23 protein-coding genes, 1 tRNA gene and 1 pseudogene are annotated in these 25,403 nt (G+C 49.9%); 14 read left to right on the forward strand and 11 right to left on the reverse strand.

Annotated features, from left to right (window positions below; translation table 11 throughout):
* Position 1 precedes the first annotated feature (1 nt).
* A complete protein-coding gene (locus tag ABU190_RS01325) occupies positions 2-418 on the reverse strand; it encodes a hypothetical protein (protein WP_354690179.1) in 417 nt (138 codons plus the stop codon).
* A 222-nt stretch (positions 419-640) separates the two neighbouring features.
* Between ABU190_RS01325 and ABU190_RS01330 the strand changes: the two genes are divergently transcribed.
* Positions 641-1,015, forward strand: a complete 375-nt coding sequence (locus ABU190_RS01330) for a hypothetical protein (RefSeq protein WP_354690180.1) — start codon at positions 641-643, stop codon at positions 1,013-1,015.
* Positions 1,016-1,207: 192 nt separating this feature from the next.
* Here ABU190_RS01330 and ABU190_RS01335 read toward each other — a convergent pair whose 3' ends face one another.
* The 7 genes and pseudogenes from ABU190_RS01335 to ABU190_RS01365 form a co-directional block, all read right to left on the reverse strand.
* A complete protein-coding gene (locus tag ABU190_RS01335) occupies positions 1,208-2,080 on the reverse strand; it encodes a plasmid partitioning protein RepB C-terminal domain-containing protein (RefSeq protein ID WP_354690181.1) in 873 nt (290 codons plus the stop codon).
* Between the two features lie 3 nt (positions 2,081-2,083).
* Positions 2,084-2,980: a ParB N-terminal domain-containing protein gene (locus ABU190_RS01340; RefSeq protein ID WP_354690182.1), complete on the reverse strand. Its 897-nt coding sequence runs from the start codon at positions 2,978-2,980 to the stop codon at positions 2,084-2,086.
* Complete coding sequence (locus ABU190_RS01345) at positions 2,970-4,526, reverse strand: recombinase family protein (protein WP_354690183.1); 1,557 nt, start codon at positions 4,524-4,526, stop codon at positions 2,970-2,972. The genes ABU190_RS01340 and ABU190_RS01345 overlap by 11 nt, the downstream gene beginning before the upstream one ends.
* Positions 4,527-4,845: 319 nt before the next feature.
* Positions 4,846-5,097 (reverse strand): annotated as a pseudogene (locus ABU190_RS01350) (integrase); the annotation flags it as partial.
* A gap of 54 nt (positions 5,098-5,151) precedes the next feature.
* Positions 5,152-6,402, reverse strand: a complete 1,251-nt coding sequence (locus tag ABU190_RS01355) for an integrase arm-type DNA-binding domain-containing protein (RefSeq protein ID WP_354690184.1) — start codon at positions 6,400-6,402, stop codon at positions 5,152-5,154.
* Positions 6,403-6,581: 179 nt separating this feature from the next.
* A tRNA-Arg gene (locus ABU190_RS01360) sits at positions 6,582-6,656 on the reverse strand.
* 74 nt (positions 6,657-6,730) lie between these two features.
* Entirely contained in the window at positions 6,731-7,657 is a 927-nt protein-coding gene (locus ABU190_RS01365) for a formate/nitrite transporter family protein (RefSeq protein ID WP_354690185.1), read from the reverse strand.
* Between the two features lie 309 nt (positions 7,658-7,966).
* Between ABU190_RS01365 and mlaA the strand changes: the two genes are divergently transcribed.
* A complete protein-coding gene (gene mlaA / locus ABU190_RS01370) occupies positions 7,967-8,719 on the forward strand; it encodes a phospholipid-binding lipoprotein MlaA (protein WP_039079826.1) in 753 nt (250 codons plus the stop codon).
* A 48-nt stretch (positions 8,720-8,767) separates the two neighbouring features.
* Here mlaA and fadL read toward each other — a convergent pair whose 3' ends face one another.
* The gene (gene fadL, locus ABU190_RS01375; protein ID WP_354690186.1) at positions 8,768-10,096 is read right to left on the reverse strand and encodes a long-chain fatty acid transporter FadL; all 1,329 of its coding nucleotides are present in this window, start codon (positions 10,094-10,096) and stop codon (positions 8,768-8,770) included.
* A 370-nt stretch (positions 10,097-10,466) separates the two neighbouring features.
* Here fadL and ABU190_RS01380 point away from each other — a divergent pair, with 370 nt between their 5' ends.
* The 4 genes from ABU190_RS01380 (at position 10,467) to sixA (ending at position 15,066) form a co-directional block, all read left to right on the forward strand.
* The gene (locus tag ABU190_RS01380) at positions 10,467-10,751 is read left to right on the forward strand and encodes a YfcZ/YiiS family protein (protein WP_039079828.1); all 285 of its coding nucleotides are present in this window, start codon (positions 10,467-10,469) and stop codon (positions 10,749-10,751) included.
* Between the two features lie 162 nt (positions 10,752-10,913).
* Positions 10,914-12,224 (forward strand): acetyl-CoA C-acyltransferase FadI, encoded by a 1,311-nt coding sequence (gene fadI / locus ABU190_RS01385; RefSeq protein WP_354690187.1) that lies wholly within the window; start codon positions 10,914-10,916, stop codon positions 12,222-12,224.
* Positions 12,224-14,371, forward strand: a complete 2,148-nt coding sequence (gene fadJ, locus ABU190_RS01390) for a fatty acid oxidation complex subunit alpha FadJ (protein WP_354690188.1) — start codon at positions 12,224-12,226, stop codon at positions 14,369-14,371. Before fadI ends, fadJ begins: the two co-directional genes overlap by 1 nt.
* A 209-nt stretch (positions 14,372-14,580) precedes the next feature.
* Positions 14,581-15,066: a phosphohistidine phosphatase SixA gene (sixA, locus tag ABU190_RS01395; protein ID WP_039079831.1), complete on the forward strand. Its 486-nt coding sequence runs from the start codon at positions 14,581-14,583 to the stop codon at positions 15,064-15,066.
* A gap of 65 nt (positions 15,067-15,131) precedes the next feature.
* Here sixA and smrB read toward each other — a convergent pair whose 3' ends face one another.
* On the reverse strand, positions 15,132-15,683 hold the full coding sequence (gene smrB, locus ABU190_RS01400) for an endonuclease SmrB (protein WP_039079832.1): 552 nt from the start codon (positions 15,681-15,683) through the stop codon (positions 15,132-15,134).
* 163 nt (positions 15,684-15,846) lie between these two features.
* Between smrB and prmB the strand changes: the two genes are divergently transcribed.
* From prmB to ABU190_RS01430, 6 genes are read left to right on the forward strand one after another with little or no spacing between them, the layout of a single operon-like run.
* Entirely contained in the window at positions 15,847-16,779 is a 933-nt protein-coding gene (gene prmB, locus ABU190_RS01405) for a 50S ribosomal protein L3 N(5)-glutamine methyltransferase (RefSeq protein WP_354690189.1), read from the forward strand.
* Between the two features lie 35 nt (positions 16,780-16,814).
* Positions 16,815-17,900 carry a chorismate synthase gene (gene aroC / locus ABU190_RS01410; protein WP_354690190.1) on the forward strand — a complete coding sequence of 362 codons (1,086 nt, stop codon included), beginning with the start codon at positions 16,815-16,817 and terminating at the stop codon, positions 17,898-17,900.
* A 3-nt stretch (positions 17,901-17,903) separates the two neighbouring features.
* Positions 17,904-18,725, forward strand: a complete 822-nt coding sequence (gene mepA, locus ABU190_RS01415) for a penicillin-insensitive murein endopeptidase (RefSeq protein WP_071196194.1) — start codon at positions 17,904-17,906, stop codon at positions 18,723-18,725.
* On the forward strand, positions 18,725-19,537 hold the full coding sequence (locus ABU190_RS01420) for a sulfite exporter TauE/SafE family protein (protein ID WP_271850100.1): 813 nt from the start codon (positions 18,725-18,727) through the stop codon (positions 19,535-19,537). Before mepA ends, ABU190_RS01420 begins: the two co-directional genes overlap by 1 nt.
* On the forward strand, positions 19,534-20,082 hold the full coding sequence (locus tag ABU190_RS01425; protein WP_039079837.1) for an elongation factor P hydroxylase: 549 nt from the start codon (positions 19,534-19,536) through the stop codon (positions 20,080-20,082). The genes ABU190_RS01420 and ABU190_RS01425 overlap by 4 nt, the downstream gene beginning before the upstream one ends.
* A gap of 13 nt (positions 20,083-20,095) precedes the next feature.
* Positions 20,096-20,374, forward strand: coding sequence for a YfcL family protein (locus ABU190_RS01430; RefSeq protein WP_039079838.1), 279 nt, complete (start codon positions 20,096-20,098; stop codon positions 20,372-20,374).
* 123 nt (positions 20,375-20,497) lie between these two features.
* On the opposite strand, the gene mnmC is transcribed toward ABU190_RS01430, so the two are convergent.
* Entirely contained in the window at positions 20,498-22,498 is a 2,001-nt protein-coding gene (gene mnmC, locus ABU190_RS01435) for a bifunctional tRNA (5-methylaminomethyl-2-thiouridine)(34)-methyltransferase MnmD/FAD-dependent 5-carboxymethylaminomethyl-2-thiouridine(34) oxidoreductase MnmC (protein WP_354690191.1), read from the reverse strand.
* Between the two features lie 159 nt (positions 22,499-22,657).
* On the opposite strand from mnmC, the gene fabB reads away from it, so the two are divergent.
* Together fabB and ABU190_RS01445 are read left to right on the forward strand one after the other, a co-directional pair.
* On the forward strand, positions 22,658-23,872 hold the full coding sequence (gene fabB / locus ABU190_RS01440; RefSeq protein WP_039079840.1) for a beta-ketoacyl-ACP synthase I: 1,215 nt from the start codon (positions 22,658-22,660) through the stop codon (positions 23,870-23,872).
* Between the two features lie 219 nt (positions 23,873-24,091).
* A complete protein-coding gene (locus ABU190_RS01445) occupies positions 24,092-25,273 on the forward strand; it encodes an MFS transporter (RefSeq protein WP_039079841.1) in 1,182 nt (393 codons plus the stop codon).
* The last annotated feature ends 130 nt before the right edge of the window (positions 25,274-25,403 follow it).

The raw sequence follows: 25,403 nt of genomic DNA on the forward strand, positions 1-25,403 counted from the left end.
TTTACTTTTGTTTGAATCTTCTTAGCTTCATTGATTCAAGAGAGAATAGTAAAAGAGTTGTGCTGTAAATAAATCCTGTATTGGTTAACAGTTTTAAGTTCAATGACTCTGGATTCTCACTCAGGAAATGAAATGCAAATACCACATAAACAGCAAGCGCAGCCGTACCAATCATAGGTCCGACATCTCCATTATCGTGTGGTTCAAGAGTTAAATTAAAACTTAAAATTAACCGTTCAAAAGTCCACGTAATTAAAACTACTATTACCATAGCTGCAAGTAATTTTGAAATATTATCTGGTGTAGGGTTAACTAACGCAGTCTTTTCCTGAAATAATTGACACAGGGATAATCCAAAAAAGATAAAAAAGATGGGTCTGGAACTAAATTTTTCGAAGATCTTGAATAAAGTATCCATTTTTTTTCCTCAGTATTTAGCGGTTATACAATGTTAAGATGATTTTTCGTTGATTATATCATGTGAAGTAATATTAGATGAGGTTTCTTTCTGTTTCGTCGCTCTGTGGATTTTAGAAATTCAATGGGTTTGTTTTTTTTAAAGAGTTTTAATAACATTGACAATTTTAATTTTAGAGTTATTGTCTTTTAGTAATTAAATGATTTTATGAGGTTGAATATTATGGAATATGATATAGATGAAGTTTATGATGAATATGAACGATTAGGTGGGGGGTTTTTGGAGGTAATAAAATCATGTGGAATAAACGATATTGATTTGTTTCAATATCCAGGACATGATTTAGCGCTTTTAGGTTTTAAGTCATTGTCCCTCAATGATATTAACTTTATATTTGATACATATAAACTTGTTGTTCCATTTTCTGCGGTTGAAGGCTTTACGGAGGAAGCATCATTTGTGCTCGAGTCTCTTATTGATATAGCTAATTCAAATATGAGTATGTTACAGAAAATAAAATCTGATAAAGAGAAAGAGGTGCTAATGTCCGGCTTTAACCAAAAAATAAATAAGGAAATTGAAACAAAAAGAATTTAGTATTAATACTATCATTAAATAGTTACTTTAAGACTGAGACTTTTTGTATTAAAATTCCTGTCGTTCACCTTTTCATAAAAGATATACGATTTATCAGTCAAAAAATTACTAGGGCGAAAACAAGAATCATTGGGATCAACGTTACCATGAAGCCGTCCTTTGGCCTTATATTGTGAATCCTTCTAGATGATCTCAACCATTCTCCATTGAATTCATTTTTGCAATCCGCCTTAACTCGTTAAGATAGTCAGATTCGTTTTCAAGTAGCCAGTGCAAGACCTTTGAATTGTTGAGGAGTTTGACTATATAGGATTGAATGATAACAAATCTTAGCATATTGGAACTATATTCATTTTTTATTCTATCGGTTTCTTCGGTTGTTGTTGCCATCTCCTGTTCAAGCCTTAAAATTGTTTTCCTTATATCTCTATTATATGCTCCATTTTTGTTACGATTGATAAGTAAAGATGGTGGCGTTGAATTAAGTATGCTCATTGCGAAATTTTTACTGAAATTATCAAAATTGATCATTGTCCCTGTGGCCTCGATCTGACGAATTGGTTTCATTTTTCTTAGTACATCAAATGTCGCTCTTGGGACTTGTTTATCTGATAGTCTGGAAATCACACTTGGATCAATACCATTTAATGCATTTGCTTTATCTTTGACTGATTCAACTGAAATACCTAAGGCTGCACTAAGTTTTTCTGCTGATACTTTTGATAATGCTTTTATTATCATTCGATGCTCTTCGACAACATTAATGTGATTAACTTGTTTATTGGGAGTGTATGCATCATTAATACTTGAAATGATGCATGGGGCTTTTTCAATATGAAGTTCACGTAATGCTTCAACGCGAAGATGCCCGTCTAAGATTTTAATCTTCTCTTGCGATTTATCATAAAAAACAATTATCGGTTCAATGATCCCAATTTCATCTATTGACGACAGGATTTGATGGTATTTATGGCTTTTCTTTACATTATCGATGAGTTCCTTGGATGCTTCTAATTTTTCGACATCCAGGTAAACAAAACTATCACCGAAGCATAACTTGATCATTTACTAATCCTCCGTTCTTATGGGGGTGAGAATTTGTGCAGGTATATTCGATAAATCTTCACTATTAAGTAGGTCTATAAAACTGTTTTTTTTCATTATATTGTTGAAGATTTCATTTATTACTATTAAGTTGTTCTTGACAAGTTCTGCATGGTTATAGACTGATTTATGTTCGGCAATACTATTCTCATACAATTCTTTAAGTTCTTCTAATGACGGTTTTTTGGGCTTTTTGTTATAAATGAATCCTGATGTTTTATTTCCTTTGTATCCTTCATTTCTCTGGTTTAGCATATGTCTAATTTTTATTACGTCTCCGCTTTTAATTATTTTCTTTTCATATGCTTCTGAAAGAATATTTTGTGCATCTATACTGTTACAACGAGAGAATTCGACAGCTAGATACAAAGGGATCGTCCCTCTTTCTACTGCTGATAAAAGTTTATGTTCACCCTTGTCGATTAGCATACTTATTCGATTAACCCAGTGAGAAGAATATCCAGTGATCTCGCCAATTTCTCCATCGGTCATTCCCTGAACTTTCATGTTTTTTATTATCTGCAACAATTCATTTGATCTTGGGCGTCGGCGTGCAATGTTTTCTACTAAGCTCATAATATAAGCATCCTCTTCACTGACATCCCTAATTATAGCGGGTATTTTTTCCTCTCCTAATCCAATAAGAGCTTCAATTCTTCCTTGCCCACAAATGAGGGCATAGTCAAATTCATCATCGATTAATTTTCTTACAGTTATGGGTTTAGTTAATCCCCTTTTTTTAATGCTTTCTTTTATTTGGTCATGTATTACTTTACTCCTTGTTCGTGGGTTTAAAAACTTGATTTTATTTATCTCAATCATAGTAATAGGAACTGGTTTGAATGTTTCATCAGGCCGCATAAAAACCTCTTATATCAATTCTTTGAATCATATTAAAAAAACTCTCTAGGGATTCATATCTGTATAGATCAAGAAGAAAACTGTTTTTTTCTGTCATGACCATATTGCTAAAAGCTACATCTAGTTTAGGTAAAATATAGTAATCCAAAGGATCTGAGTTATCTTTATTCATCCTAAATACGATTGTTAAGTCAGGGGCCAGTTTTTCATCAAATCTAACTTTCCATCGAAGCTTTCCTGATTTTAGTTTGTTGCATCTACACAATACTAAAGAGATTAATATTTCATCATTTATTTTTATTAGAGGGTGATGCTTAATGTCATCTATTAAGCAATTTTTATTTATTACTTCATCTTTGAATTTTTCCAGAACTTGCCAATAGAATTCTCGTAAGTAATTATTTAGTTCTATGTAGCTATAATCATGCTCTGGCTTGTAACCAATCAATGTATATGCTCTGAGTAAACCACCAAAACGATTTCTATACACAGATGATGATGGTCCCGTATCATCTTCATCGATAATAAATCCGGATAGTTTTCCACTTTCGCATAGTTTTTTCTTTAAATAATTAAGGAGTTCATCATCTGAAAAATGTAATGATCTATTACGTATTATATCTTGTGCTTTAAAAAATTTTCTTCTAGAAACTATGGGCTTAAATGCTTTCTCTAATATTATCCATTCGCTCCGTGGGTTCTTTACTGTTTTGGATTTTAATTTTCCTGATGTCCTATTGTAAACATTATTACCTATGTATTTTTCATTTATCAATATCTGGTGGACTTTTGCTCTTGTCCATAAAGAACCATTTTCAGCAGGTATATGATCTTCGTTTAATTTTTCTGATATCAAAAGTTCTGGCATGCTATGTTCGATAAATAAATCATATATCAAATTTACAGTTTTTATTTCTTCCTTTGGGCCGGGTATCAACCTAACTCTGTCTGTTTGTATACTTTTCCTTTTATTGAATTTAAGAACCTCCTTAGGGTTGTTGTTTTCATCAATTAACAATCTCCGTAGCCCATAACCTGCCATCCCACCTTGATGATAACCTCGGTTTATTAGGTTTACTTGCCCAATGAAAACTTTCTCTGAGATGTTTTTACTATGGAATGCTGCACTTATTCTTTTGATATTTAGTATCACCGAACCTTCTAGAGGAAATTCTTTCATAGGAATTGGGTCTGCACAGAATATTAGTTCTACCCCGTGCATATTTAGTACGAAAGAGTGATAAGCGGCTTCATCTGGTTGTTGGAAACGCCCAAATCGGCTTACGTCATAAAAGAGAACTGCTTCGATTGTTATCTTTTTATTGATGACATCTGATAAGAGTTGTTGCATTGCAAAGCGGCCTGAGAGCGTTAGGCCGCTCCTACCCGCATCATCGTATGTATACAAGATCTCCATATTGTGATCGTCAGCATATTTCTTTATAAATTCTGCTTGGTTATGAATTGAGTATTGCTGATGGTCAGTGGACATTCTCAGATACTGAGCGACTCTAATCTTCTGATTTTTATCATTTTCATCACTCATCTCACTCTCTCCGAGCAGTTTAAAACGGCCTAACTCCAAGTAAAATTGATCATTTTTTAATCAATTTCAACTTGTTTATTGCGAAGGATTGATTAGGGTTATGGCTACGGTCTCTCTATCAGATCAATGGGAGGTAAACGTATGGCCGGATTAACGTGTTCAATTTGTCACGACTTAGAGATATCACTTTTGAACAACCTGCTTTAATTTTTCCCGAAGGTTCATTTATTTTGTATTGGTAAACAAAGGACATACGAACAAAGAGTTATGTCTTAGGAGTAAATGAAGACGCTAATAGTTTTAACTTCGTCTAAAACATCTATGCGGCGAGCACCTTTAATCTTTGTGCCTGGACGTAATCACTCCACCACTGCATCAGTTTTTGCCGCTCAGAGAGATATTCCGCACGATTGTAGGCTGCAATGATCTCATCTTTTTTAGAGTGAGCTAGTGCAGCTTCAAGGACTTCGGTTCTGAATTTGCCAGACTCTTCCGCTGCTGTTCTTGCAATAGACCTCATTCCGTAGGCTATAAGCTTACCTCTAACTCCTATTCGAATGAATGCTGCATCCTTTGTGGAAGGCCAGCCTCATTAACGTTTTCAAGGCTGACCTTTTGTAGGATGCTATGAACGGTTTACGTAAGCAAATGGTGCTACATTTTCTACTTTGCATTCATCAAGATAATCGGCCCACCATTGGAGCATTAGTTTTCTCTCTCCGAGATGTTCTGCTTTATGAATGTAAGCTGCTCGAACTGAATTCCGTTCCTGGTGGCTCATCTGGCGCTCGACAGCGTCTCTTGACCATAGTCCTGATTCGATAAGAGCACTACATGCCATCGTCCTGAACCCATGCCCACACACTTCTTTTTTTGTGTCATACCCCATGACACGAAGAGCCTTGTTAACGGTGTTTTCGCTCATGGGTTTGTCATCACGGCTGAACCCAATGAACATCAGTTCCTTTTCACCGCTTATGGAATGAAGCTTTTTCAGCAATGCTACGGCCTGTTTACTGAGTGGCACAAGGTGAGGGGTTTTCATTTTCGAACCTCTGCCAGAATATTTAACACCGTCCAGTTCTTCACGTTCTCCGGGGATTGTCCACAAAGCAGTTTCGAAATTTACCTCAGACCAACGAGCAAATCGGAGTTCACTAGAACGAATAAAAGTCAGTAGAGTTAACTGAACAGCGATTCTTGTGATGCCCTTGCCTTTATAAGCTTCAATTCGTTTTATAAGCTCAGGAAACTGTTCGAACGGGAGGGAAGGGCGATGATTACTTTTAGTAGTGGTTACAGCGCCTGCAAGGTCATAAGCTGGGTTTTGGTCAATCAAAGCGTTATGAACAGCATATCGCATGATCGCTGTGATTCTTTGCTGTAATCGAGCCGCAAGTTCAAGATGCCCGGTAGCTTCTGCTTTTTTTAAAGGTACCAGCAAATCACGGGTTTTAAGCTCACTTATATTTCTTTTACCAATGACAGGGAACAGATGAGTGATTAAGCTACTTAGCACTGTTGTTCTGTGACTATCAGACCAGGTTCTGTTGCTCGAATGCCAGTCTCTGGCAACCGTTTCGAATGTGAGCAATCCTTTTTGTTCAATCTTTTCAGATTTTCGTTTCTCAGCAGGATCTATGTTGTTTGCGATTAGCTTCCTTGCTTCGTCTCTCCTCATGCGAGCATCAGCAAGAGAGATTTCAGGATAAACGCCCAAAGCCAACATCTTTTGTTTACCAGAAAAGCGATATTGCAGCCGCCAGTATTTTGAACCGCTGGGATGAACCAAAAGGTGCATACCCCTGCTGTCAGTTAACTTTACCGGTTTCTCCGCAGGTTTCGCGTTTCTGACTTTCATCTCAGTGAGTGCCATAGAAAAACTCCCATGCTGATAGTATCTGCATTATCGAACTTACAATGACAACGTAGATTCCAACATAACAAGCTGGATATCGGTAAACGTCAATGGAAATTGATAGACGAAGGAAGTGGTTTAACTTAATGAATTTATTTGGAAATAACGGATTTGATAGCGGTTTGCAGGAAGTGAACTGGTGTCCCCTGCAGGAATCGAACCTGCAACTAGCCCTTAGGAGGGGCTCGTTATATCCATTTAACTAAGGGGACGAGGCGGCAGGAGTATAACGTCATTTCGCCTTTGCGTTAAGTGTCCTGCGCCCGAGTGGTTAAAGTGTCGCCAGTCAGCCCCTGTTTTCGGCTGTTTCCTGCTTTGCTTTGGCTTTTGCCTCGGCTTTGCGCTTGTTAATCATGTCATTGCGAATTTGCGCGTGGCTCAGTAGCGCGAAGATAAACGTACCGCCGCAGATATTTCCGGCAAGGGTCGGAAGCGCAAACGGCCAGAAAAATTCGCTCCAGTGGATATTGCCATTAAAGATAAGATAAAAAATCTCCACCGCGCCCACCACGATATGGGTGGTGTCGGCCAGAGCGATAAGCCAGGTCATCAGAATAATAACCACGATTTTCGCAGCACCCGCAGACGGGAACATCCAGACCATGGTGGCAATAATCCAGCCGGAAATAATGGCGTTGGAAAACATCTCCATCGGCGAATTCTTCATGACATCCATTCCAATTTTAACGAACGCGTCGCGCGTCGGTTCATCAAAAATTGGCATATATTCAAAGGCCCACGCCGCGATACCCGTACCAATGAGATTCCCCAGCAGTACAACGCTCCACAGGCGCATCATCAGGCCAAAATTGACCCATGAGGGCTTTTGCATCACCGGAAGTACAGCGGTAACGGTGTTTTCAGTAAAAAGCTGCTGGCGGGCCATAATCACAATAATAAAGCCGAAGGTATAGCCGAGGTTTTCCAGAATAAAGGCGGCCGGTACGCCTGCGAGTTGAACGTGAAAAATCCCCTTTGCCAGCAACGAGGCACCCATCGACAGCCCGGCGGCGATGGCGGACCAAAACAGCGCCATGGCATCGCGTTCCAGCTCTTTTTCGCCGTCCTGACGGATATGCTCATGGATAGCCATCGCACGGGAGGGGAGGCGCTCTTCATCTACTTCAATTTGCTCGCCACCTATTTTCTCTTCGCTTTCCACTTCTATTCCGTCGCTGTGTTTGTCGATTTTCTCGTCTTTGATGCCGTCCATATTGCCTCTGTCTACTTGTGGCTCATGGTTTAAGCGTAGCGGCTTTTTTTACAAGCTCCGGAGGGCTTCTTCCTAATTTGGGGATAATGGCAGCTATGGCGATATGACTTTGGCGAAGATGAGATAAAATTGTAACGAAACGAGGGGGCAAACTGCGACTATGCTCAATATGAGATTCGCGCGTTGCGTAGACAACACAAGGTGTGCTGATACAATGCCTTGCATGTTTATGACGCGAACCGAGGCAGATTGCGTTTGTGCCCTTCTGGATGGCACTGAGCGAAAGCCATTTTCTTCAGGGAGACACCTATGAAATTTCGTGTGTCGGCGATTGCGCTGGCAACCACACTGTTGGCGGGCTGCGCCAGTTCAGGAGACACGCAGGGGCGTTCAGATCCACTGGAAGGATTTAACCGCACCATGTACAACTTCAACTTCAATGTCCTGGACCCGTATGTTGTGCGTCCCGTTGCGGTGGCATGGCGTGATTATGTGCCGCAGCCCGCGCGTAATGGCCTGAGCAATTTCACCAGCAACCTTGAAGAACCGGCCATCATGGTGAACTACTTCCTGCAGGGCGATCCCTATCAGGGTATGGTTCACTTTACGCGCTTCTTCCTCAACACCTTGCTGGGTATGGGTGGCCTGATGGATGTTGCAGGGATGTCGAACCCGAAACTGCAGCGCGTTGAACCGCACCGTTTTGGTAGCACGCTGGGGCATTATGGCGTTGGCTACGGGCCGTACATGCAGTTGCCATTCTACGGCAGTTTTACGCTTCGCGAAGATGGCGGCGACATGGCGGATACGCTCTATCCGGTGCTGTCCTGGCTGACCTGGCCGCTGTCGGTTGGTAAATGGACGGTGGAAGGTATTGAAACCCGCGCGCAGTTGCTCGATTCTGACGGCCTGCTGCGTCAGTCTTCCGACCCTTACATCATGGTGCGTGAAGCCTACTTCCAGCGTCATGATTTTATCGCCAACGGCGGTAAGCTCAAGCCACAGGAAAACCCGAACGCCCAGGCGATTCAGGGTGACCTCAAAGATATCGACTCCGAATAAACGAAAAAAGGTGAGCGCGAAGCTCACCTTTTTTACGTCTGCAATAAATCAGAACGCGTAGTTAAAGTTCGCGCCGTACAGCCACGCACGACCTTCTGATGTGAACTTGTACGGGCCTTCCTGGAAGCTCACTTTCTGACCGTGCATATAAGACACGCCGACGTCCACAGACGCATCTTTGTTAAACGCATAAGTGGTACCCGCGCTCAGCCAGAAACGGTCCTGATCCGGAATGGAGATAGAACGTTTGTCGGCCGGAACCGGGCTGTCATCAAAGGCGATACCGGTGCGGAAGGTCCAGTTATCGTCCATATAGTAGGTGGTACCCAGCGCGATACGGTAAGAGTCTTTAAAGCTTTCATCTTTATAGAACAGCGTCTGACCGTTGCTGTTTGTCGCTTTCAGCTCCTGGAACTGGCTCCAACTGGTATAGGCCATGCTGTAGTGGATAGCCCATTGCGGCGCAACGCGGTTATAACCTGAGATTTCCCACATTTCCGGCAGGTTGAGGGTCAGAGAACCGCCAGTGGTGCGGCCATTGGTGCCCATTGGCAGGCCGAAATTGCCGAGGATCTGGTTATAGGCTGAAGGCAGACTGCTCTTGTAATCGCCATCAAAGTCGACTTTCACCTCAGAACGGTAGGTTAAGCCGTAACGGTTGTTTTTATCGATCTCATAAAGGATACCGGCGTTCCAGCCGAAGCCCCACTCATCGCCCTTCAGATAAGCTATCTGAGTATCGGCCGGGATACCTGCAACCTGCTGTGCCAGACCTGGGATCGGTGGTAAAGCGCCTGAGCCAGCAACGATTTTGCCCAGGTCACCTGCGTAGCGCTCGATCTTCGCTTTGGCATACACCGCATCAAAGCCCAGACCGAAACTCCAGTGGTTATTCAGACGATAAGCACCGCTCAGGTTCAGGTTCAGGGTTTCCAGGTCTGTCTTACCGCCGTATGCGCCTGCTGCGTAGTCGCTATTAAACTCGGTCGCTAAACCGTAGTTAGAAGTAATGGACGCGCCCCAGCCAAACTGATCATTAATTGGCGCGACGAAGTGCATGTTTGGAACCCATGCTGTTGGCGCGATGTTCTTCGAATTCAGGCTGGCACCTGATGGTGATTTGCCTGAAATATCAACATCCGGATCAACGAAAATGGCACCAGCGGAGAAAGTCGGACGGTCAAACATCATGATCAGCGCAGGGTTGCGGCTGGCGTTGCCCGCGTCATCTGCAATAGCGCCTTCGCCGGAATAGGCGCGGCCAAGGCCAGAAGAAGAAAACTCGTTGAGCTGGAAGCCTGCGGACCAGGCCTGGGTGGAGACGATTGCCACTGCAACTGCGAGTGCAGATTTGGTAAACAGGTTTTTATGGCTCATGACCAAAACCTCATCCGGTTATTTTTATTTAAACTATGTTACGTGGTGTAACAGGAGCGCGAAGTGTAGGGTCTGCGGTACTTCATAGAAATCAGACCAGTGGCGAGAGTATAGGTCGGACCAGAGCAAATGTTGCAAGCTTGTATATAAAATTTTTCAATTGTGATCTTCGAAACGGGATCTGCGTGGCAAAATTGTGGCCAGCGCCGCTAATGATAATGGGTGGTTTTTGTTCTGGATCATTTTTAAGTGTGATTTCGGTCACTTAGGGCGGTTCCTTAAATTATCAACTGGAGACACGTTATTCAGGGGGGTAAAATATGCACAACGTTTATTTGGCACCTTGGGTGCGAATTCAGAGGAAATCACAATGAGTAAATGCAGTGCTGATGAAACCCCGGTTTGCTGCTGTATGGATGTTGGTACCATCATGGACAACTCCGATTGCACCGCCTCGTATAGCCGTGTGTTCACAAACCGCACCGATGCAGAAGAGACGCTGGCTGCGCTGACGGCGCGCGCACGTGGCGTAGAGTCAGATCCTTGCCAGATCACCTCAACGTTCACTGAGGTTGATGGCGGCGTGCGTCTGGATATCGATTTTGTTTTTGCTTGCGAAGCGGAAACCCTGATTTTCCAGTTGGGTCTGCGTTAATCTTCCTGCCTGCGCTCCTGCATCTGCGGGAGCGTTTTTTCAATCATCTCTGTGTTTTACCTCCCACTTTTTTCTTTCCCCCATTGGCTAAATGTAAATAATTAGTTAAGACTGTTATCAGGTCCGACCACTAGTGCATCATGCTGTTAACAGGGGAGTGTTATGAGTCAGGCATTACCGCTTGTCACCCGTCAGGGCGACCGCATCGCCATTGTCAGTGGATTACGTACGCCATTTGCCCGTCAGGCAACGGTTTTCCACGGTGTCCCGGCTATCGATCTCGGCAAAATGGTGGTGGGCGAACTCCTTGCCCGTAGCGAAATCCCGCCGGAAATCATTGAGCAACTGGTCTTTGGCCAGGTGGTGCAAATGCCGGAAGCGCCGAATATCGCACGAGAAATCGTGCTGGGAACGGGCATGAGTGTGCACACCGATGCCTACAGCGTCAGCCGCGCCTGTGCCACCAGTTTTCAGGCGGTGGCAAACGTTGCCGAAAGCCTGATGGCGGGGACGATTCGTGCAGGTATCGCGGGTGGTGCTGACTCCTCATCAGTGTTGCCCATCGGCGTGAGCAAAAAACTGGCTCGCGTGCTGGTTGATGCCAACAAAGCGCGTAGCACAGGGCAAAAATTAAAACTCTTCTCCCGTTTACGGCTGCGTGATTTACTGCCGGTGCCGCCTGCGGTAGCTGAATATTCTACCGGTTTACGCATGGGCGATACCGCAGAGCAAATGGCGAAAACCTATGGCATCACGCGTCAAGAACAGGATGCGCTGGCCCACCGTTCTCACCAGTTTGCGGCGCAGGCCTGGGCGGAAGGTAAGCTGGCGGATGAAGTGATGACCGCCTATGCGCCACCTTTTCGCGATCCGATAACCCAGGACAATAACGTACGGCAAAATTCCAGCCTCGCGGATTACGCCAAACTGCGTCCGGCCTTTGATCGTCGACACGGCACCGTGACCGCGGCGAACAGTACTCCCCTTACCGATGGCGCGGCAGCGGTGATCCTGATGACCGAATCCCGGGCGAAAGAGCTGGGTTTGCAGCCTCTGGGATACCTGCGAAGCTATGCTTTTACCGCCATTGACGTGCAGCAGGACATGCTGTTGGGACCCGCCTGGGCGACGCCGCTGGCGCTCGACAGAGCAGGGCTGACGATGGCGGATTTAACTTTACTGGATATGCACGAAGCCTTTGCGTCGCAAACCCTGACCAACCTGAAACTGATGGCCAGCGAGCGTTTTGCCCGCGATGTATTGGGCCGGTCGCAGGCAACGGGTGAGGTGGATGACAGCAAATTCAATGTGCTGGGGGGATCAATTGCTTACGGGCATCCGTTTGCGGCAACCGGCGCGCGAATGATCACCCAAACCTTGCATGAACTGCACAGACGCGGCGGCGGATTTGGTCTGGTCACCGCCTGTGCCGCAGGCGGACTTGGCGCAGCTATGGTTCTGGAGGCCGAATAATGGACATGACCTCAGCATTTACCCTCGTTGTACGCCCGGACAATGTTGCCGTTGTCAGTATTGATGTTCCCGGCGAAAAGATGAACACGCTAAAGGCGGAGTTTGGCAGTCAGGTACGCGCCATCCTTAAACAAATTCGCGAAAACAAACAGATTCGCGGCGTGGTGTTCATTTCCGCAAAACCGGATAATTTTATCGCCGGGGCGGATATCAACATGATCGATCGCTGCAAAACGGCGAAAGAGGCCGAAGATCTGGCGCGCCAGGGGCAGCAGATCATGGCCGAGATCCACGCGCTGTCGATCCCGGTGATCGCCGCCATCCATGGCCCATGCCTTGGCGGCGGTCTGGAACTGGCATTAGCCTGCCATCGCCGAATTTGTACGGATGATGTGAAGACGGTTCTGGGGCTGCCCGAAGTGCAGCTTGGTTTGCTGCCTGGTTCTGGTGGCACCCAGCGGCTGCCGCGTCTGGTCGGAGTAAGCACTGCACTGGATATGATCCTGACCGGTAAGCAACTGCGCGCGCGCCAGGCGTTAAAAGCCGGGCTGGTTGATGATGTCGTACCGGTGTCCATTTTGCTGGATGCTGCCACAGAGCTTGCCGCGCAGGGCCGTCCTGCCAGCCGCAACCTGCCGGTACGTGAACGTCTGCTGGCCGGGCCGCTTGTCCGCGCGCTGTTATTCCGCATGGTCGCGAAAAAAACCGAGCAAAAAACCCAGGGCAACTACCCCGCGACGACCCGTATTCTGAATGTTATCGAAACGGGCTTAAGCCAGGGCAGTAGTAGTGGTTATGACGCCGAGGCACGCGCGTTTGGTCAACTGGCAATGACCCCGCAATCGCAGGCGCTACGGCATATTTTCTTTGCCAGCACTGAGGTGAAAAAAGACCCCGGCAGCCCGGTTGCCGCCGGTCCGCTGCGCTCCGTTGGTGTTCTCGGTGGTGGGTTAATGGGCGGCGGAATTGCCTACGTGACGGCAGTGAAGGGTAATCTCCCGGTTCGCATAAAAGATATTAATCCGAAAGGCATTAACCACGCGCTGAAATATAGCTGGGAACAGCTTGATAAAAAGGTGCGTCGCCGCCATCTCAAATCTGCTGAGCGTGATGCGCAAATGGCGCGCATTTCCGGTACGACGGACTACAGCGGTTTTTCCCATCGGGATGTGGTGATAGAGGCTGTTTTCGAAGATTTGACTCTTAAGCAACAGATGGTGGCGGAGATTGAAGCACAATGTGCGCCGCAGACCATTTTTGCCTCTAATACTTCGTCATTGCCGATCGGTGATATTGCGGCCAGGGCCGCGCGTCCTGGCAATATTATCGGATTACATTTTTTTAGCCCGGTTGAGAAGATGCCATTGGTGGAAGTCATTCCCCATGCCGGTACCGATGAACAGACCATTTCGACAGTGGTGAAACTGGCGAAGAAGCAGGGCAAAACGCCGATCGTCGTGGCGGACAAAGCCGGTTTTTACGTGAACCGCATTCTGGCGCCTTATATGAGCGAAGCGATGCGGCTCCTGAGCGAAGGGGAACGTATCGAGAATATCGATAAAGCACTGGTAAAATTTGGCTTTCCTGTCGGCCCAATCCAACTTTTGGATGAAGTGGGCATTGACACCGGGACTAAAATTATCCCTGTGCTGGAGGCCGCTTACGGTGACCGTTTTAGTGCGCCTGCAAGCGTCGTTTCTGCAATATTGAATGACGATCGCAAAGGCAGAAAAAATGAGCGCGGTTTCTATCTTTACGGTAAGAAAGGGCGTAAAAGCAACAAACAGCCTGACCCGGCAATTTATCCGCTTGTGGGGGCATCTGGCACAGGCAAATTATCGGCAGAACAGATTGCCGAACGATGCGTCATGATGATGCTTAACGAGGCCGCACGCTGTTTCGCCGAGAAGGTGATTCGCAGCCCGCGCGATGGTGATATTGGCGCGGTGTTTGGCATCGGTTTTCCGCCTTTCCTGGGCGGCCCGTTCCGCTATATGGATACCCTTGGCGCGGGTGATATTGTCGCAACTCTGCAGCGCCTGGCTTCGCTTTATGGGGAACGTTTTGCACCTTGTCAGCTTTTGTTACAAATGGCTGAGCAGGGCGAAAAGTTTTGGGACAAGCAGGAAACTGATTTTGTAAGTTAAGGTCAAAAAAGGGTAAATCCGGCGTTGAATGAAGCGGCAATGGTTATTTTGTAAACAGTCATTGACTATACTTACGCCATTGAGGTAAAAAACAGCGTTTCATTCATCGAATGGATCAGGCACAATGCCCGGCCATTGATATTTCCTGTCGTAATGGAACTGTTCACGCGGGGAGTGTTAATGCTTCTGGTTAACAAAAGCGGTGCAATATGCAAGTTTTTATCATGCGTCACGGCGATGCAGCCCTCGATGCAGCCAGCGACTCAGTTCGTCCCTTAACCCCTTGTGGTTGTGATGAATCTCGTCAGATGGCAACCTGGCTGAAAGGTCAAAAAGTGGATGTCGAACGTGTTCTGGTCAGCCCGTTTCTTCGTGCTGAACAGACGCTAAACGAGGTGGGTGAATGCATGAATCTGCCCGACAACGTGGATGTCCTGCCCGAACTGACCCCTTGTGGTGATGTTGGTCTGGTCAGTGCCTATCTCCAGGCGCTGGCAAATGAAGGTACTTCCTCTGTGCTGGTGATTTCTCATCTGCCGTTGGTGGGGTATCTGGTGTCCGAGCTTTGCCCGGGTGAAACACCGCCAATGTTCACTACCTCCGCGATTGCCAGCGTGACGCTGGATGAGAGCGGTAAAGGCGTTTACAACTGGCAAATGAGTCCCTGCAACCTGAGAATGCCAAAAGCAATCTGATTCGCCGGACCGTGAAAAAAAGCCGCACTTGTGCGGCTTTTTACGTTTCTGCGCGTCCGTTGCGTTCAGGGAAGCTCAGGCGGCTGCCACTCTTCGACTTCAATCAATACCAGTATTGCCGCATCGCCACCGTACTCTTTGGGTGCCTGGTGAAACGCCATAACATGCGGATGTTGTGCCAGCCAGAGCGGTGTCTGCTGCTTGAGAATATGTTTACCGTGCCCGTGCATGACGCAGGCACAAAAAACGTGTTCGCGTCGGCAGGCGGCGATCAGCGCCCCCAGCTCCTGCTTGGCCTGTAGCTGCGTTAAGCCGTGCAGGTCGAGGAACAGATCCGGGGAATAATCACCGCGGCGGATCTTCTTTAGTTCAAAATGGCTGACATCGTCGCGCACATACTTCACCGGCCCTTCGGTGTTCAGCAAAGGCTGGAATTCATCAGAGAAATAGTGGCTGTTATCCGCCTGCTCCGACAACAGGCGCTTCACCGGGACTTCACTGATTTTTTTACGTGTCGGGCGGTGGACTACCGTATCCTGCTTTATTTGACGCGTGCCGGTCATTAATTGTCGGAACAGCGTCTGCTCCTCCTCGCTAAGCGATGGTTTCTTTTTCATCTACGCATCTCATCTTTTATTTCTTTCAGTGTACCCGACTCGCTCCCTGCTGTTCAGCAAAATGCATTTTTAGGCCGCGACGCGAAGCGACAATGCTGATTTATCGCCGTCTTCATGGCAAACTAGCCGCCGAATTTCTTGCAAGCGTGTCCTGGAGGATAAGATGGATAAAATTTTCGTTGATGAGGCAGTAAGTGAACTGCATAGCATTCAGGACATGTTGCGCTGGTCGGTAAGCCGATTTAGCGCGGCAAACATCTGGTACGGCCACGGCACCGATAACCCGTGGGATGAAGCCGTACAACTGGTGTTGCCTACCCTTTACCTGCCGCTGGATATCCCGGAAGAGATGCGCAATGCGCGGCTGACCTCCAGCGAGCGTCACCGTATCGTTGAGCGAGTCATTCGTCGCGTCAATGAACGTATCCCGGTAGCTTACCTCACCAATAAAGCCTGGTTCTGCGGCCACGAGTTTTACGTTGATGAACGTGTGCTGGTGCCGCGTTCACCGATTGGCGAGTTGATCAATAACCACTTCGCCGGGCTTATCGACGCACAGCCGCAGCACATCCTGGATATGTGTACCGGCAGCGGCTGTATCGCCATTGCCTGCGCTTACGCCTTCCCGGAAGCGGAAGTGGACGCGGTAGACATCTCCCCGGATGCGCTGGCGGTAACAGAACACAACATTGAAGACCACGGCCTGATTCATCACGTCACGCCGATTCGTTCCGACCTGTTCCGCGACCTGCCAAAAGTGCAGTACGACCTGATTGTGACCAACCCGCCGTACGTTGATGAAGAGGATATGTCTGATCTGCCGTCGGAGTATCGCCATGAGCCGGAACTCGGGCTGGCGTCTGGTAGCGATGGACTGAAACTGACGCGTCGCATTCTGGCCTGCGCCCCAGATTACCTCACCGACAATGGTGTGCTGATTTGTGAAGTGGGCAACAGCATGGTACATCTGATGGAACAATATCCGGATGTTCCGTTCACCTGGCTTGAATTTGATAATGGCGGTGACGGTGTCTTCATGCTGACCAAAGCGCAGTTACTGGCCGCGCAGGAACATTTCAGCATCTATAAAGATTAAAACGCTAACAACATAACGACGACAACGGAGCCGTAATGGCAGGAAACACTATTGGACAACTCTTTCGCGTCACGACCTTCGGCGAATCGCACGGCATTGCGCTGGGCTGCATCGTCGATGGCGTACCGCCGGGCATTCCACTGACCGAAGCCGACCTCCAGCATGACCTGGACCGACGCCGCCCCGGCACTTCGCGCTATACCACCCAACGCCGCGAACCGGATCAGGTGAAAATTCTCTCCGGCGTGTTTGAAGGCGTGACCACCGGCACCAGCATCGGCCTGCTGATTGAAAATACCGATCAGCGCTCTCAGGATTACAGCGCAATCAAAGACGTCTTCCGTCCGGGCCACGCTGATTACACCTACGAGCAAAAATATGGCCTGCGCGACTATCGTGGCGGTGGCCGCTCCTCGGCGCGTGAAACCGCAATGCGTGTGGCGGCAGGGGCGATTGCCAAGAAATTCCTCGCCCACAAATTCGGCATCGTGATCCGTGGCTGTCTGACCCAGATGGGCGACATTCCGCTGGCGATGAAAGACTGGGATCAGGTCGAACAAAACCCGTTTTTCTGCCCCGACCCGGACAAAATCGACGCGCTGGACGAACTGATGCGTGGGCTCAAAAAAGAGGGCGACTCCATCGGTGCGAAAGTTACCGTTGTGGCGGACGGTGTTCCGGTGGGCCTCGGCGAGCCGGTCTTTGATCGTCTGGATGCCGATATCGCCCATGCGATGATGAGCATCAACGCGGTTAAAGGCGTGGAGATTGGCGACGGCTTTGGTGTGATCAACCTGCGCGGTAGCCAGAATCGCGATGAAATCACGAAAGACGGTTTTCAGAGCAACCACGCGGGCGGCATTCTGGGCGGTATCAGTAGCGGGCAGCAAATCGTTACCCATATCGCGCTGAAACCGACCTCAAGCATTACCGTTTCGGGACGTACGATTAATCGCTTTGGCGAAGAAGTAGAGATGATTACCAAAGGGCGTCACGACCCGTGTGTTGGTATTCGCGCGGTGCCGATCGCCGAAGCGATGCTGGCCATTGTGCTGATGGACCATTTTATGCGTCAGCGCGCGCAGAATGGCGATGTGACGACCACTATTCCTCGCTGGTAAACAATGAAACGAATTGCAATTGCGCTACTGGCGTTTTGCGCAACGCTGACCTGTCAGGCGGCAACGCCCTGGCAGAAAATTACCCATCCGGTTGCGGGCACGCCGCAATCGATCGGTGCTTTCTCGAATGGCTGTATTGTTGGCGCGCATGAACTGCCGCTGCAATCCGATACCTACCAGGTCATGCGTACCGATCAGCGACGCTACTTTGGTCATCCGGACCTGATTCTGTTTATTCAGCGTCTGGGTAATCAGGTGCATAACCTGGGGCTTGGGACGGTGTTGGTGGGGGATATGGGCATGCCAGCCGGCGGACGCTTTAACGGCGGTCACGCCAGCCACCAGACGGGGCTGGATGTGGACATTTTCCTGCAACTGCCGAAAGCACGCTGGAGCTCAGCGCAATTGTTAAAACCGCAGGCGCTGGATTTGGTTTCCAGCGATGGCAAGCAGGTGGTGTCATCATTATGGAAACCCGAAATTACCAGCCTGATTAAGCTGGCGGCGAAGGATAACGACGTCACGCGCATTTTCGTCAACCCGGCCATTAAGCAGCAGTTATGCCTGGACGCCGGTACAGATCGCGACTGGCTACGGAAAGTGCGCCCCTGGTTCCAGCATCGCGCGCATATGCATGTCCGTTTGCGCTGCCCGGCAGATAGCCTTGAGTGCCAGGATCAGCCTTTGCCGCCGGATGGCGACGGCTGTGGCGCGGAATTGCAAAGCTGGTTCAAACCGGCCAAACCTTCTACGACTCCTGAGAAGACGACACCACCGCCGCTGCCTGCTTCCTGTCAGGCATTACTGGATGAGCACGTATTGTAATGGATGCATTTCAAGAGATATTTATGGTGTCGCCACTGCTTCTGGTGGTGCTTTTTGTGGTCGCCACGCTGGCGGGATTCATTGATGCGTTAGCCGGTGGCGGCGGTTTACTGACCGTACCTGCATTGCTGGCCGCCGGGATGACCCCGGCGCAGGCGCTGGCCACCAATAAACTGCAGGCCTGCGGTGGCTCCATCTCTTCCACGCTCTATTTTTTGCGCCGTAAAGTGGTGAGTCTTGCCGATCAGAAACTCAATATTCTGATGACCTTTATTGGTTCAACGTCGGGTGCGCTGCTGGTTCAGCATGTTCAGTCTGATATTTTGCGCCAGATTTTACCGGTCCTTATCATCTGTATTGGCCTCTACTTTTTGTTGATGCCAAAACTGGGTGAAGAGGATCGCCAGCGTCGGCTGCATGGCCTGCCTTTCGCGCTGGTTGCGGGCGGCTGCGTGGGTTTCTATGACGGCTTTTTTGGCCCCGGTGCCGGGTCATTTTATGCGCTGGCGTTTGTCACGCTGGCCGGTTTTAACCTCGCAAAATCCACCGCGCACGCCAAGGTGCTTAATGCCACCTCTAATATCGGCGGGCTGTTGCTGTTTATCATTGGCGGCAAGGTGATCTGGGCAACGGGCTTTGTGATGCTGGCGGGCCAGTTCCTGGGGGCGCGTCTGGGCTCACGTCTGGTGCTCAGCAAAGGGCAAAAACTCATTCGTCCGATGATTGTTATCGTTTCGGCTGTAATGAGTGCAAAATTACTTTATGACAGCCATGGGCAGGAGATCCTCCAGTTTCTGGGGGTGAGTGCATGAACACCACAACACATCACTACGAACAATTAATTACCCTTTTTGACGGCTGCTTTGCCGACGATTTTAATACCCGTCTGATTAAAGGCGACGACGAACCGATCTATCTTCCTGCTGATGAAGAAGTGCCTTATAACCGGATCGTCTTCGCTCACGGGTTCTATGCCAGCGCGTTGCATGAGATCTCCCACTGGTGTATCGCCGGGAAAGCCCGTCGCGAGCTGGTGGATTTTGGTTACTGGTACTGCCCGGATGGGCGTGATGCGGCGACCCAGTGTCAATTTGAAGACGTAGAGGTTAAACCGCAGGCTTTTGACTGGTTGTTCTGCGTGGCGGCGGGTTATCCGTTTAACGTCAGTTGTGACAACCTGGAAGGGGATTTTGAACCAGATCGCGTTGTATTCCAGCGCCGCGTTCATGCGCAGGTAATGGAATATCTCGACAAAGGGATCCCGGAACGTCCGGCGCGTTTTATTAAAGCGCTGCAAGATTACTACCACACGCCTGAGCTAAAGGCGGAACACTTCCCCTGGCCGGAAGATTTATAACTGAGGAAAGAAGATGATCGCAGAATTTGAATCGCGCATTCTGGCGTTAATTGATGACATGGTAGAGCACGCCAGTGACGATGAGCTGTTTGCTGGCGGTTATCTGCGTGGGCATCTGACGCTGGCGGTGGCGGAACTGGAAGCGGGGGAGGATCATTCATCCGCAGCGCTGCACGCCCGGGTGTCGGCGAGCCTGGAAAAAGCCATTCAGGCGGGTGAGTTGTCTCCGCCGGATCAGGCGCTGGTAATGGGGATGTGGGACACGCTGTTCCAGAAGGCGCAGGCACAATAAGCAAGCTCGCTCGTAGCCCCGCCAGTGGGGGATATTCCCGGTGCAGCAAGGGTGCGTGGGTTTCCCACTCACCCTGGCCCTCTCCCCGAGGGAGAGGGCCGGGGTGAGGGCATCAGCCTGCACTCATTTAACCTGTTTCCCCTTCAACAACTTTCTCACCCACAGACGATTAGGATTCAGCGCGGCCAGCGTGTCACCATCCAGCGGCAATGGCTCCTCACTCATCTGCGAGGCCAGAATCTCCGCCGCCAGCGGCGCACTGCATAATCCGCGTGAACCGAGCGCGCCAAGCATAAACAACCCGTCATAAACCGGTGCGCTCACCGCATCCGTTCTCTCTTCTGCAAGATGGGCATACGCATTCAGTGTCGCGGCGTAATCCGCCACATTACCCACTAACGGCAAATGATCCCGGGTTGCACAGCGCACACCGCAGCGCGCTTCACCGCCGCTGACATCAACGTCTTTCGCCCACTGAGCCTCCGGGAAGCAGTTCAACAAACGCTGGCGGTTTTGCTGCTGATCCTCCTCGCTGTAGGTAGTCTCCTCCTGCCCACGGTGGTAGCTTGCGCCAATACAGTGATGCTGATTGTGCGGGTTTGGCGGTGTCAGATAACCGTCATAGCAGAGTACCTGACGCAGTTCGCCCAGTTTCGCCGTCGTGGGGATATGGCTGACCTGCCCGCCAACCGGGTAAACCGGCAGCTTTTCGGTCTGGGCGAAATGGCTGATGTGGTGCCCGTTCGCCAGCACGACACAGGCGTGAGCGCGCTGGCTGCCATCGGCAAATTCCAGCCGCCATTCGCCATCCTGCTGAACCAGGCTCGTCACCGGGTGGTCGTAGTGCACGCATAATCCCTGACGCTGTGCTAATGCCAACGCCGCCGCCGTCAATTGTGCCGGACACAGCCAGCCGCCAGCCGGATAATGAATACCGCCGCATCCGGTCTCTACGCCGGCCATTTGCGCGACCGCTTCGGCGCTGACCGCATGGGCAATGGCATCCGGCAGGCCCAGCGTCAGCATCTGGCTAATTTTTTGCTGACTTTTCTCGTCGTACCCCAGTTGGGTGACCCCGGACCAGTCATGATCGAAATCGACGGGCAGGGCGTCATACAGTCGACGGGCGAAGGTAAACGCGGCAGGGAAAAAGTGGGCCAGCGCCGGGTCATGTGCACTGAGCAAAGGATACAGCGCGCCTTGCCGATTGCCGGATGCCCCTTGTGCCGGTTCGTCATCGGCGCAGTAGAGCGTCACCTGCCAGCCGCGACGCAACAAGGCCAGCGATAGCAGCGCACTGGCGATACCGCCGCCGACAATCGCAGCAGCGCGTTTTTCCGTGCCAGTGCGGGCAAACCACGGCGCACGCAGCACCGGCAGGGTTGCGCTTTCCATTACTCCGGTGAGCATTTCCCGCTTGCGGCCAAACCCTTTGCTTTTGCGCATGGTGAAGCCTGCGTCCTGCAACCCACGACGAACGAAACCAGCGGAGGTGAACGTGGCCAGCGTCGCGCCGGGACGCGCCAGTCTCGCCATCGCGTTAAACAGACCCTGTGTCCACATGTCCGGGTTTTTCGCCGGCGCAAAACCGTCGAGAAACCAGGCATCAACCTGCTGTTGTAGTGAATCATCTAAGGTTTCGGTCAGTTCATTGATATCGCCAAACCAGACATCCAGCGTCACGCGCCCGCCGTCCAGTAACAGGCGATGGCAACCGGCAAAGGGCAGCGGCCACTGCTGCTGTAACTGCTCTGCCCAGGGGGCCAGCTCCGGCCAGTGCTGGTGCGCCAGACGCAGATCGTCTTTCGTTAAGGGGAATTTTTCGAAACTGATGAAATGTAATCTTTCCAGGGTAGCCTGCGGACTGGCGCGGCGAAAGGCATCGAATGCCTGCCAAAGGGTCAGGAAGTTGAGACCCGTACCAAAACCGCTTTCCGCGACGACAAACAGCGGGCGGGGATGTCCGACGAAACGCTCTGGTATACCGTTGCCGCCAAGGAAAACATAACGGGTCTCTTCGAGTCCGTTATCGTTAGAGAAATAGACGTCATCAAAATCTCGGGAAACAGGTGTACCCTCAGCGTTGAATTCGAGGTTGGCAGATTGTATAGCGGTTTGTTTCACGTAAGTTACTCGTCGGACAGGCAGTGCCATGATCTTAACGATGTGCGCTCCAGGGCGCAAATTTACCCATTAATTGTCTGATCGGACTTGTTCGGCGTACAACTGTACGCTATCTTGCGACACGAAAACTTAAATTAGTGCGACTTACAGGGGTATTGAATGAAACGTGCAGTGATTACTGGCCTGGGCATCGTTTCCAGCATCGGTAATAACCAGCAGGAAGTCCTGGCCTCTCTGCGTGAAGGACGCTCAGGGATCACTTTCTCTCAGGAATTCAAAGATTCCGGAATGCGCAGCCACGTATGGGGTAATGTCAAGCTGGATACAACCGGTTTGATTGACCGTAAAGTGGTTCGTTTCATGAACGATGCCTCTATCTATGCTTTTCTCTCCATGCAAGAAGCTATTGCGGATGCTGGCCTGAGCGCAGAGGTGTATCAGAACAACCCGCGTGTTGGCCTGATTGCCGGTTCCGGCGGCTCTTCAAAAGCGCAGGTCTTCGGTGCGGACGCAATGCGTAGCCCGCGCGGCCTGAAAGCAGTGGGACCGTATGTCGTGACCAAAGCAATGGGCTCTGCGGTTTCCGCGTGCCTCGCAACGCCGTTTAAAATTCACGGTGTGAACTACTCCATCAGCTCCGCCTGTGCCACTTCCGCACACTGCATCGGTAACGCGGTTGAGCAGATCCAACTGGGCAAACAGGACATCGTTTTTGCTGGCGGCGGCGAAGAACTGGGCTGGGAAATGGCCTGTGAGTTCGACGCCATGGGCGCGCTGTCGACCAAATACAACGAAACTCCGGAAAAAGCTTCCCGTACCTATGACGCCCACCGTGATGGCTTCATCATCGCAGGCGGCGGCGGTATGGTTGTGGTTGAAGAGCTGGAACATGCGCTGGCACGTGGCGCGCACATCTACGCTGAAATCGTGGGCTATGGCGCAACGTCTGATGGCGCTGACATGGTTGCGCCGTCAGGTGAAGGCGCAGTGCGCTGCATGAAGATGGCAATGCACGGTGTTGATACCCCGATCGACTACCTGAACTCCCACGGTACTTCTACACCGGTCGGTGATGTGAAAGAACTGGGTGCAATTCGCGAAGTGTTCGGCGACAACAGCCCGGCTATCTCTGCGACCAAAGCCATGACCGGCCACTCTCTGGGTGCGGCTGGCGTGCAGGAAGCAATCTACTCACTGTTGATGCTGGAGCATGGCTTTATCGCCCCGAGCATTAATATCGACGAGATGGATGAGCAGGCTGCTGGCCTGAACATCGTCACCAAACCGACTGACGCGACGCTGAATACCGTCATGTCTAACAGCTTCGGTTTCGGCGGTACTAACGCCACACTGGTGATGCGTAAACTCAAGTAAGCCTTTGAATTTCGAAAAGGGGAGCCAACGGGCTCCCTTTTTTATGCGGTTTTTTATGCATTGACAAGCCGCTGCATGGGCAGGCAAACTTCACCCGCAACATTATCCCCCTGATAATGCGTAAGCGTTTAACGTTATCCAACGCACCTTAATCCTGAACATCAGGTAGAGGGGGCGTGGCTTTTTTTCCTCGCCTTACTCTGCGGTACGGAGTAATGCATGTCTGTAGAGACTCAAACACTTTCTTCCTCATCCGGTACGGGCACGAATGCGTTGCTGCGGCTGGTGATTGCCGTTTTCTTGACCTATATGACCATCGGGTTACCATTGCCCGTCATCCCGCTCTTTGTGCACAACGAACTCGGTTACGGCAATACCATGGTGGGCATCGCCGTCGGTATCCAGTTTCTGGCGACCGTCCTGACGCGAGGCTATGCCGGGCGTCTGGCCGATCAGTTTGGCGCAAAGCGCTCGGCGCTGCAGGGGATGTTGGCCTGCGGGCTGGCTGGCGTCGCCTGGTTGCTGGCGGCCTGGCTACCGGTAAGCGCACTGGCAAAATTCGGCTTGCTGATTGTCGGGCGTTTAATTCTGGGCTTTGGTGAAAGCCAGTTGCTCACAGGAACACTCGCCTGGGGGATGGGGCTGGTGGGGCCTAAACGCTCGGGCAAAGTGATGTCCTGGAACGGTATGGCAATTTACGGTGCGCTGGCCGTTGGTGCGCCGCTCGGTCTGCTCATTCACAGTCGTTTTGGTTTTGCCACCCTGGCGGCGATCACGATGGTTTTACCGCTGCTGGCGTGGGCATTTAATGGCGGCGTACAGAAAACACCTGCTCATTCGGGGGAACGTCCCTCCCTGTGGGGCGTGGTCGGTCAAATCTGGCAGCCGGGTCTTGGCCTTGCGCTACAGGGTGTAGGTTTCGCGGTTATCGGTACCTTCGTTTCGCTCTACTTTGCCAGTAACGGCTGGGCAATGGCCGGGTTTACGCTGACGGCATTTGGCGGTGCCTTTGTTCTGATGCGTCTGCTGTTTGGCTGGATGCCGGATCGCTTTGGCGGCGTGCGGGTGGCAACTGTTTCGTTGATGGTGGAAACGGTGGGCCTGTTATTGCTCTGGCAGGCGCCGAACGCCTGGGTGGCGATGGCCGGTGCGGCATTGACCGGCTGTGGCTGTTCGTTGATTTTCCCGGCGTTGGGCGTTGAAGTGGTGAAACGCGTTGCCCCACAGGTTCGCGGTACTGCACTGGGCGGATATGCGGCATTTCAGGACATCGCGAACGGTATCAGCGGGCCACTTACCGGCCTGCTGGCGACCTCGCTGGGTTACCCGTCGGTATTCCTGGCCGCAGCAATTGCGGCGGTAACTGGCATTGTGGTGACGCTGATTTCATTTCGAAAATAATCGTCTTTTCCGGCCTTCATGATGAGGGCCGGAAATAATAAAAGTGCAATCCCTCATAATTCTGAATACTATTTTTGTTGTCAGAAAATAATTAAAAATACGCGCCAGACCACAGAAAAAACATATTGTT

Origin of the sequence: Phytobacter sp. RSE-02 (assembly GCF_040578655.1) — a bacterium.
In the GTDB taxonomy this organism is placed as follows: Bacteria; Pseudomonadota; Gammaproteobacteria; order Enterobacterales; family Enterobacteriaceae; genus Phytobacter; species Phytobacter diazotrophicus.

Coding starts and splice junctions, on each gene's coding strand:
- aroC (WP_354690190.1), top strand. CDS start 16,815: ATGGCAGGAAACACTATTGGACAACTCTTTCGCGTCACGACCTTCGGC.
- fadL (WP_354690186.1), bottom strand. CDS start 10,096: ATGAGCCATAAAAACCTGTTTACCAAATCTGCACTCGCAGTTGCAGTG.
- ABU190_RS01335 (WP_354690181.1), bottom strand. CDS start 2,080: ATGATCAAGTTATGCTTCGGTGATAGTTTTGTTTACCTGGATGTCGAA.
- fadJ (WP_354690188.1), top strand. CDS start 12,224: ATGGACATGACCTCAGCATTTACCCTCGTTGTACGCCCGGACAATGTT.
- sixA (WP_039079831.1), top strand. CDS start 14,581: ATGCAAGTTTTTATCATGCGTCACGGCGATGCAGCCCTCGATGCAGCC.
- ABU190_RS01355 (WP_354690184.1), bottom strand. CDS start 6,402: ATGGCACTCACTGAGATGAAAGTCAGAAACGCGAAACCTGCGGAGAAA.
- smrB (WP_039079832.1), bottom strand. CDS start 15,683: ATGAAAAAGAAACCATCGCTTAGCGAGGAGGAGCAGACGCTGTTCCGA.
- ABU190_RS01420 (WP_271850100.1), top strand. CDS start 18,725: ATGGATGCATTTCAAGAGATATTTATGGTGTCGCCACTGCTTCTGGTG.
- ABU190_RS01430 (WP_039079838.1), top strand. CDS start 20,096: ATGATCGCAGAATTTGAATCGCGCATTCTGGCGTTAATTGATGACATG.
- ABU190_RS01380 (WP_039079828.1), top strand. CDS start 10,467: ATGAGTAAATGCAGTGCTGATGAAACCCCGGTTTGCTGCTGTATGGAT.
- mepA (WP_071196194.1), top strand. CDS start 17,904: ATGAAACGAATTGCAATTGCGCTACTGGCGTTTTGCGCAACGCTGACC.
- ABU190_RS01445 (WP_039079841.1), top strand. CDS start 24,092: ATGTCTGTAGAGACTCAAACACTTTCTTCCTCATCCGGTACGGGCACG.
- mlaA (WP_039079826.1), top strand. CDS start 7,967: ATGAAATTTCGTGTGTCGGCGATTGCGCTGGCAACCACACTGTTGGCG.
- fadI (WP_354690187.1), top strand. CDS start 10,914: ATGAGTCAGGCATTACCGCTTGTCACCCGTCAGGGCGACCGCATCGCC.
- ABU190_RS01425 (WP_039079837.1), top strand. CDS start 19,534: ATGAACACCACAACACATCACTACGAACAATTAATTACCCTTTTTGAC.
- ABU190_RS01345 (WP_354690183.1), bottom strand. CDS start 4,526: ATGAGTGATGAAAATGATAAAAATCAGAAGATTAGAGTCGCTCAGTAT.
- ABU190_RS01365 (WP_354690185.1), bottom strand. CDS start 7,657: ATGGACGGCATCAAAGACGAGAAAATCGACAAACACAGCGACGGAATA.
- ABU190_RS01340 (WP_354690182.1), bottom strand. CDS start 2,980: ATGCGGCCTGATGAAACATTCAAACCAGTTCCTATTACTATGATTGAG.
- fabB (WP_039079840.1), top strand. CDS start 22,658: ATGAAACGTGCAGTGATTACTGGCCTGGGCATCGTTTCCAGCATCGGT.
- ABU190_RS01325 (WP_354690179.1), bottom strand. CDS start 418: ATGGATACTTTATTCAAGATCTTCGAAAAATTTAGTTCCAGACCCATC.
- prmB (WP_354690189.1), top strand. CDS start 15,847: ATGGATAAAATTTTCGTTGATGAGGCAGTAAGTGAACTGCATAGCATT.
- ABU190_RS01330 (WP_354690180.1), top strand. CDS start 641: ATGGAATATGATATAGATGAAGTTTATGATGAATATGAACGATTAGGT.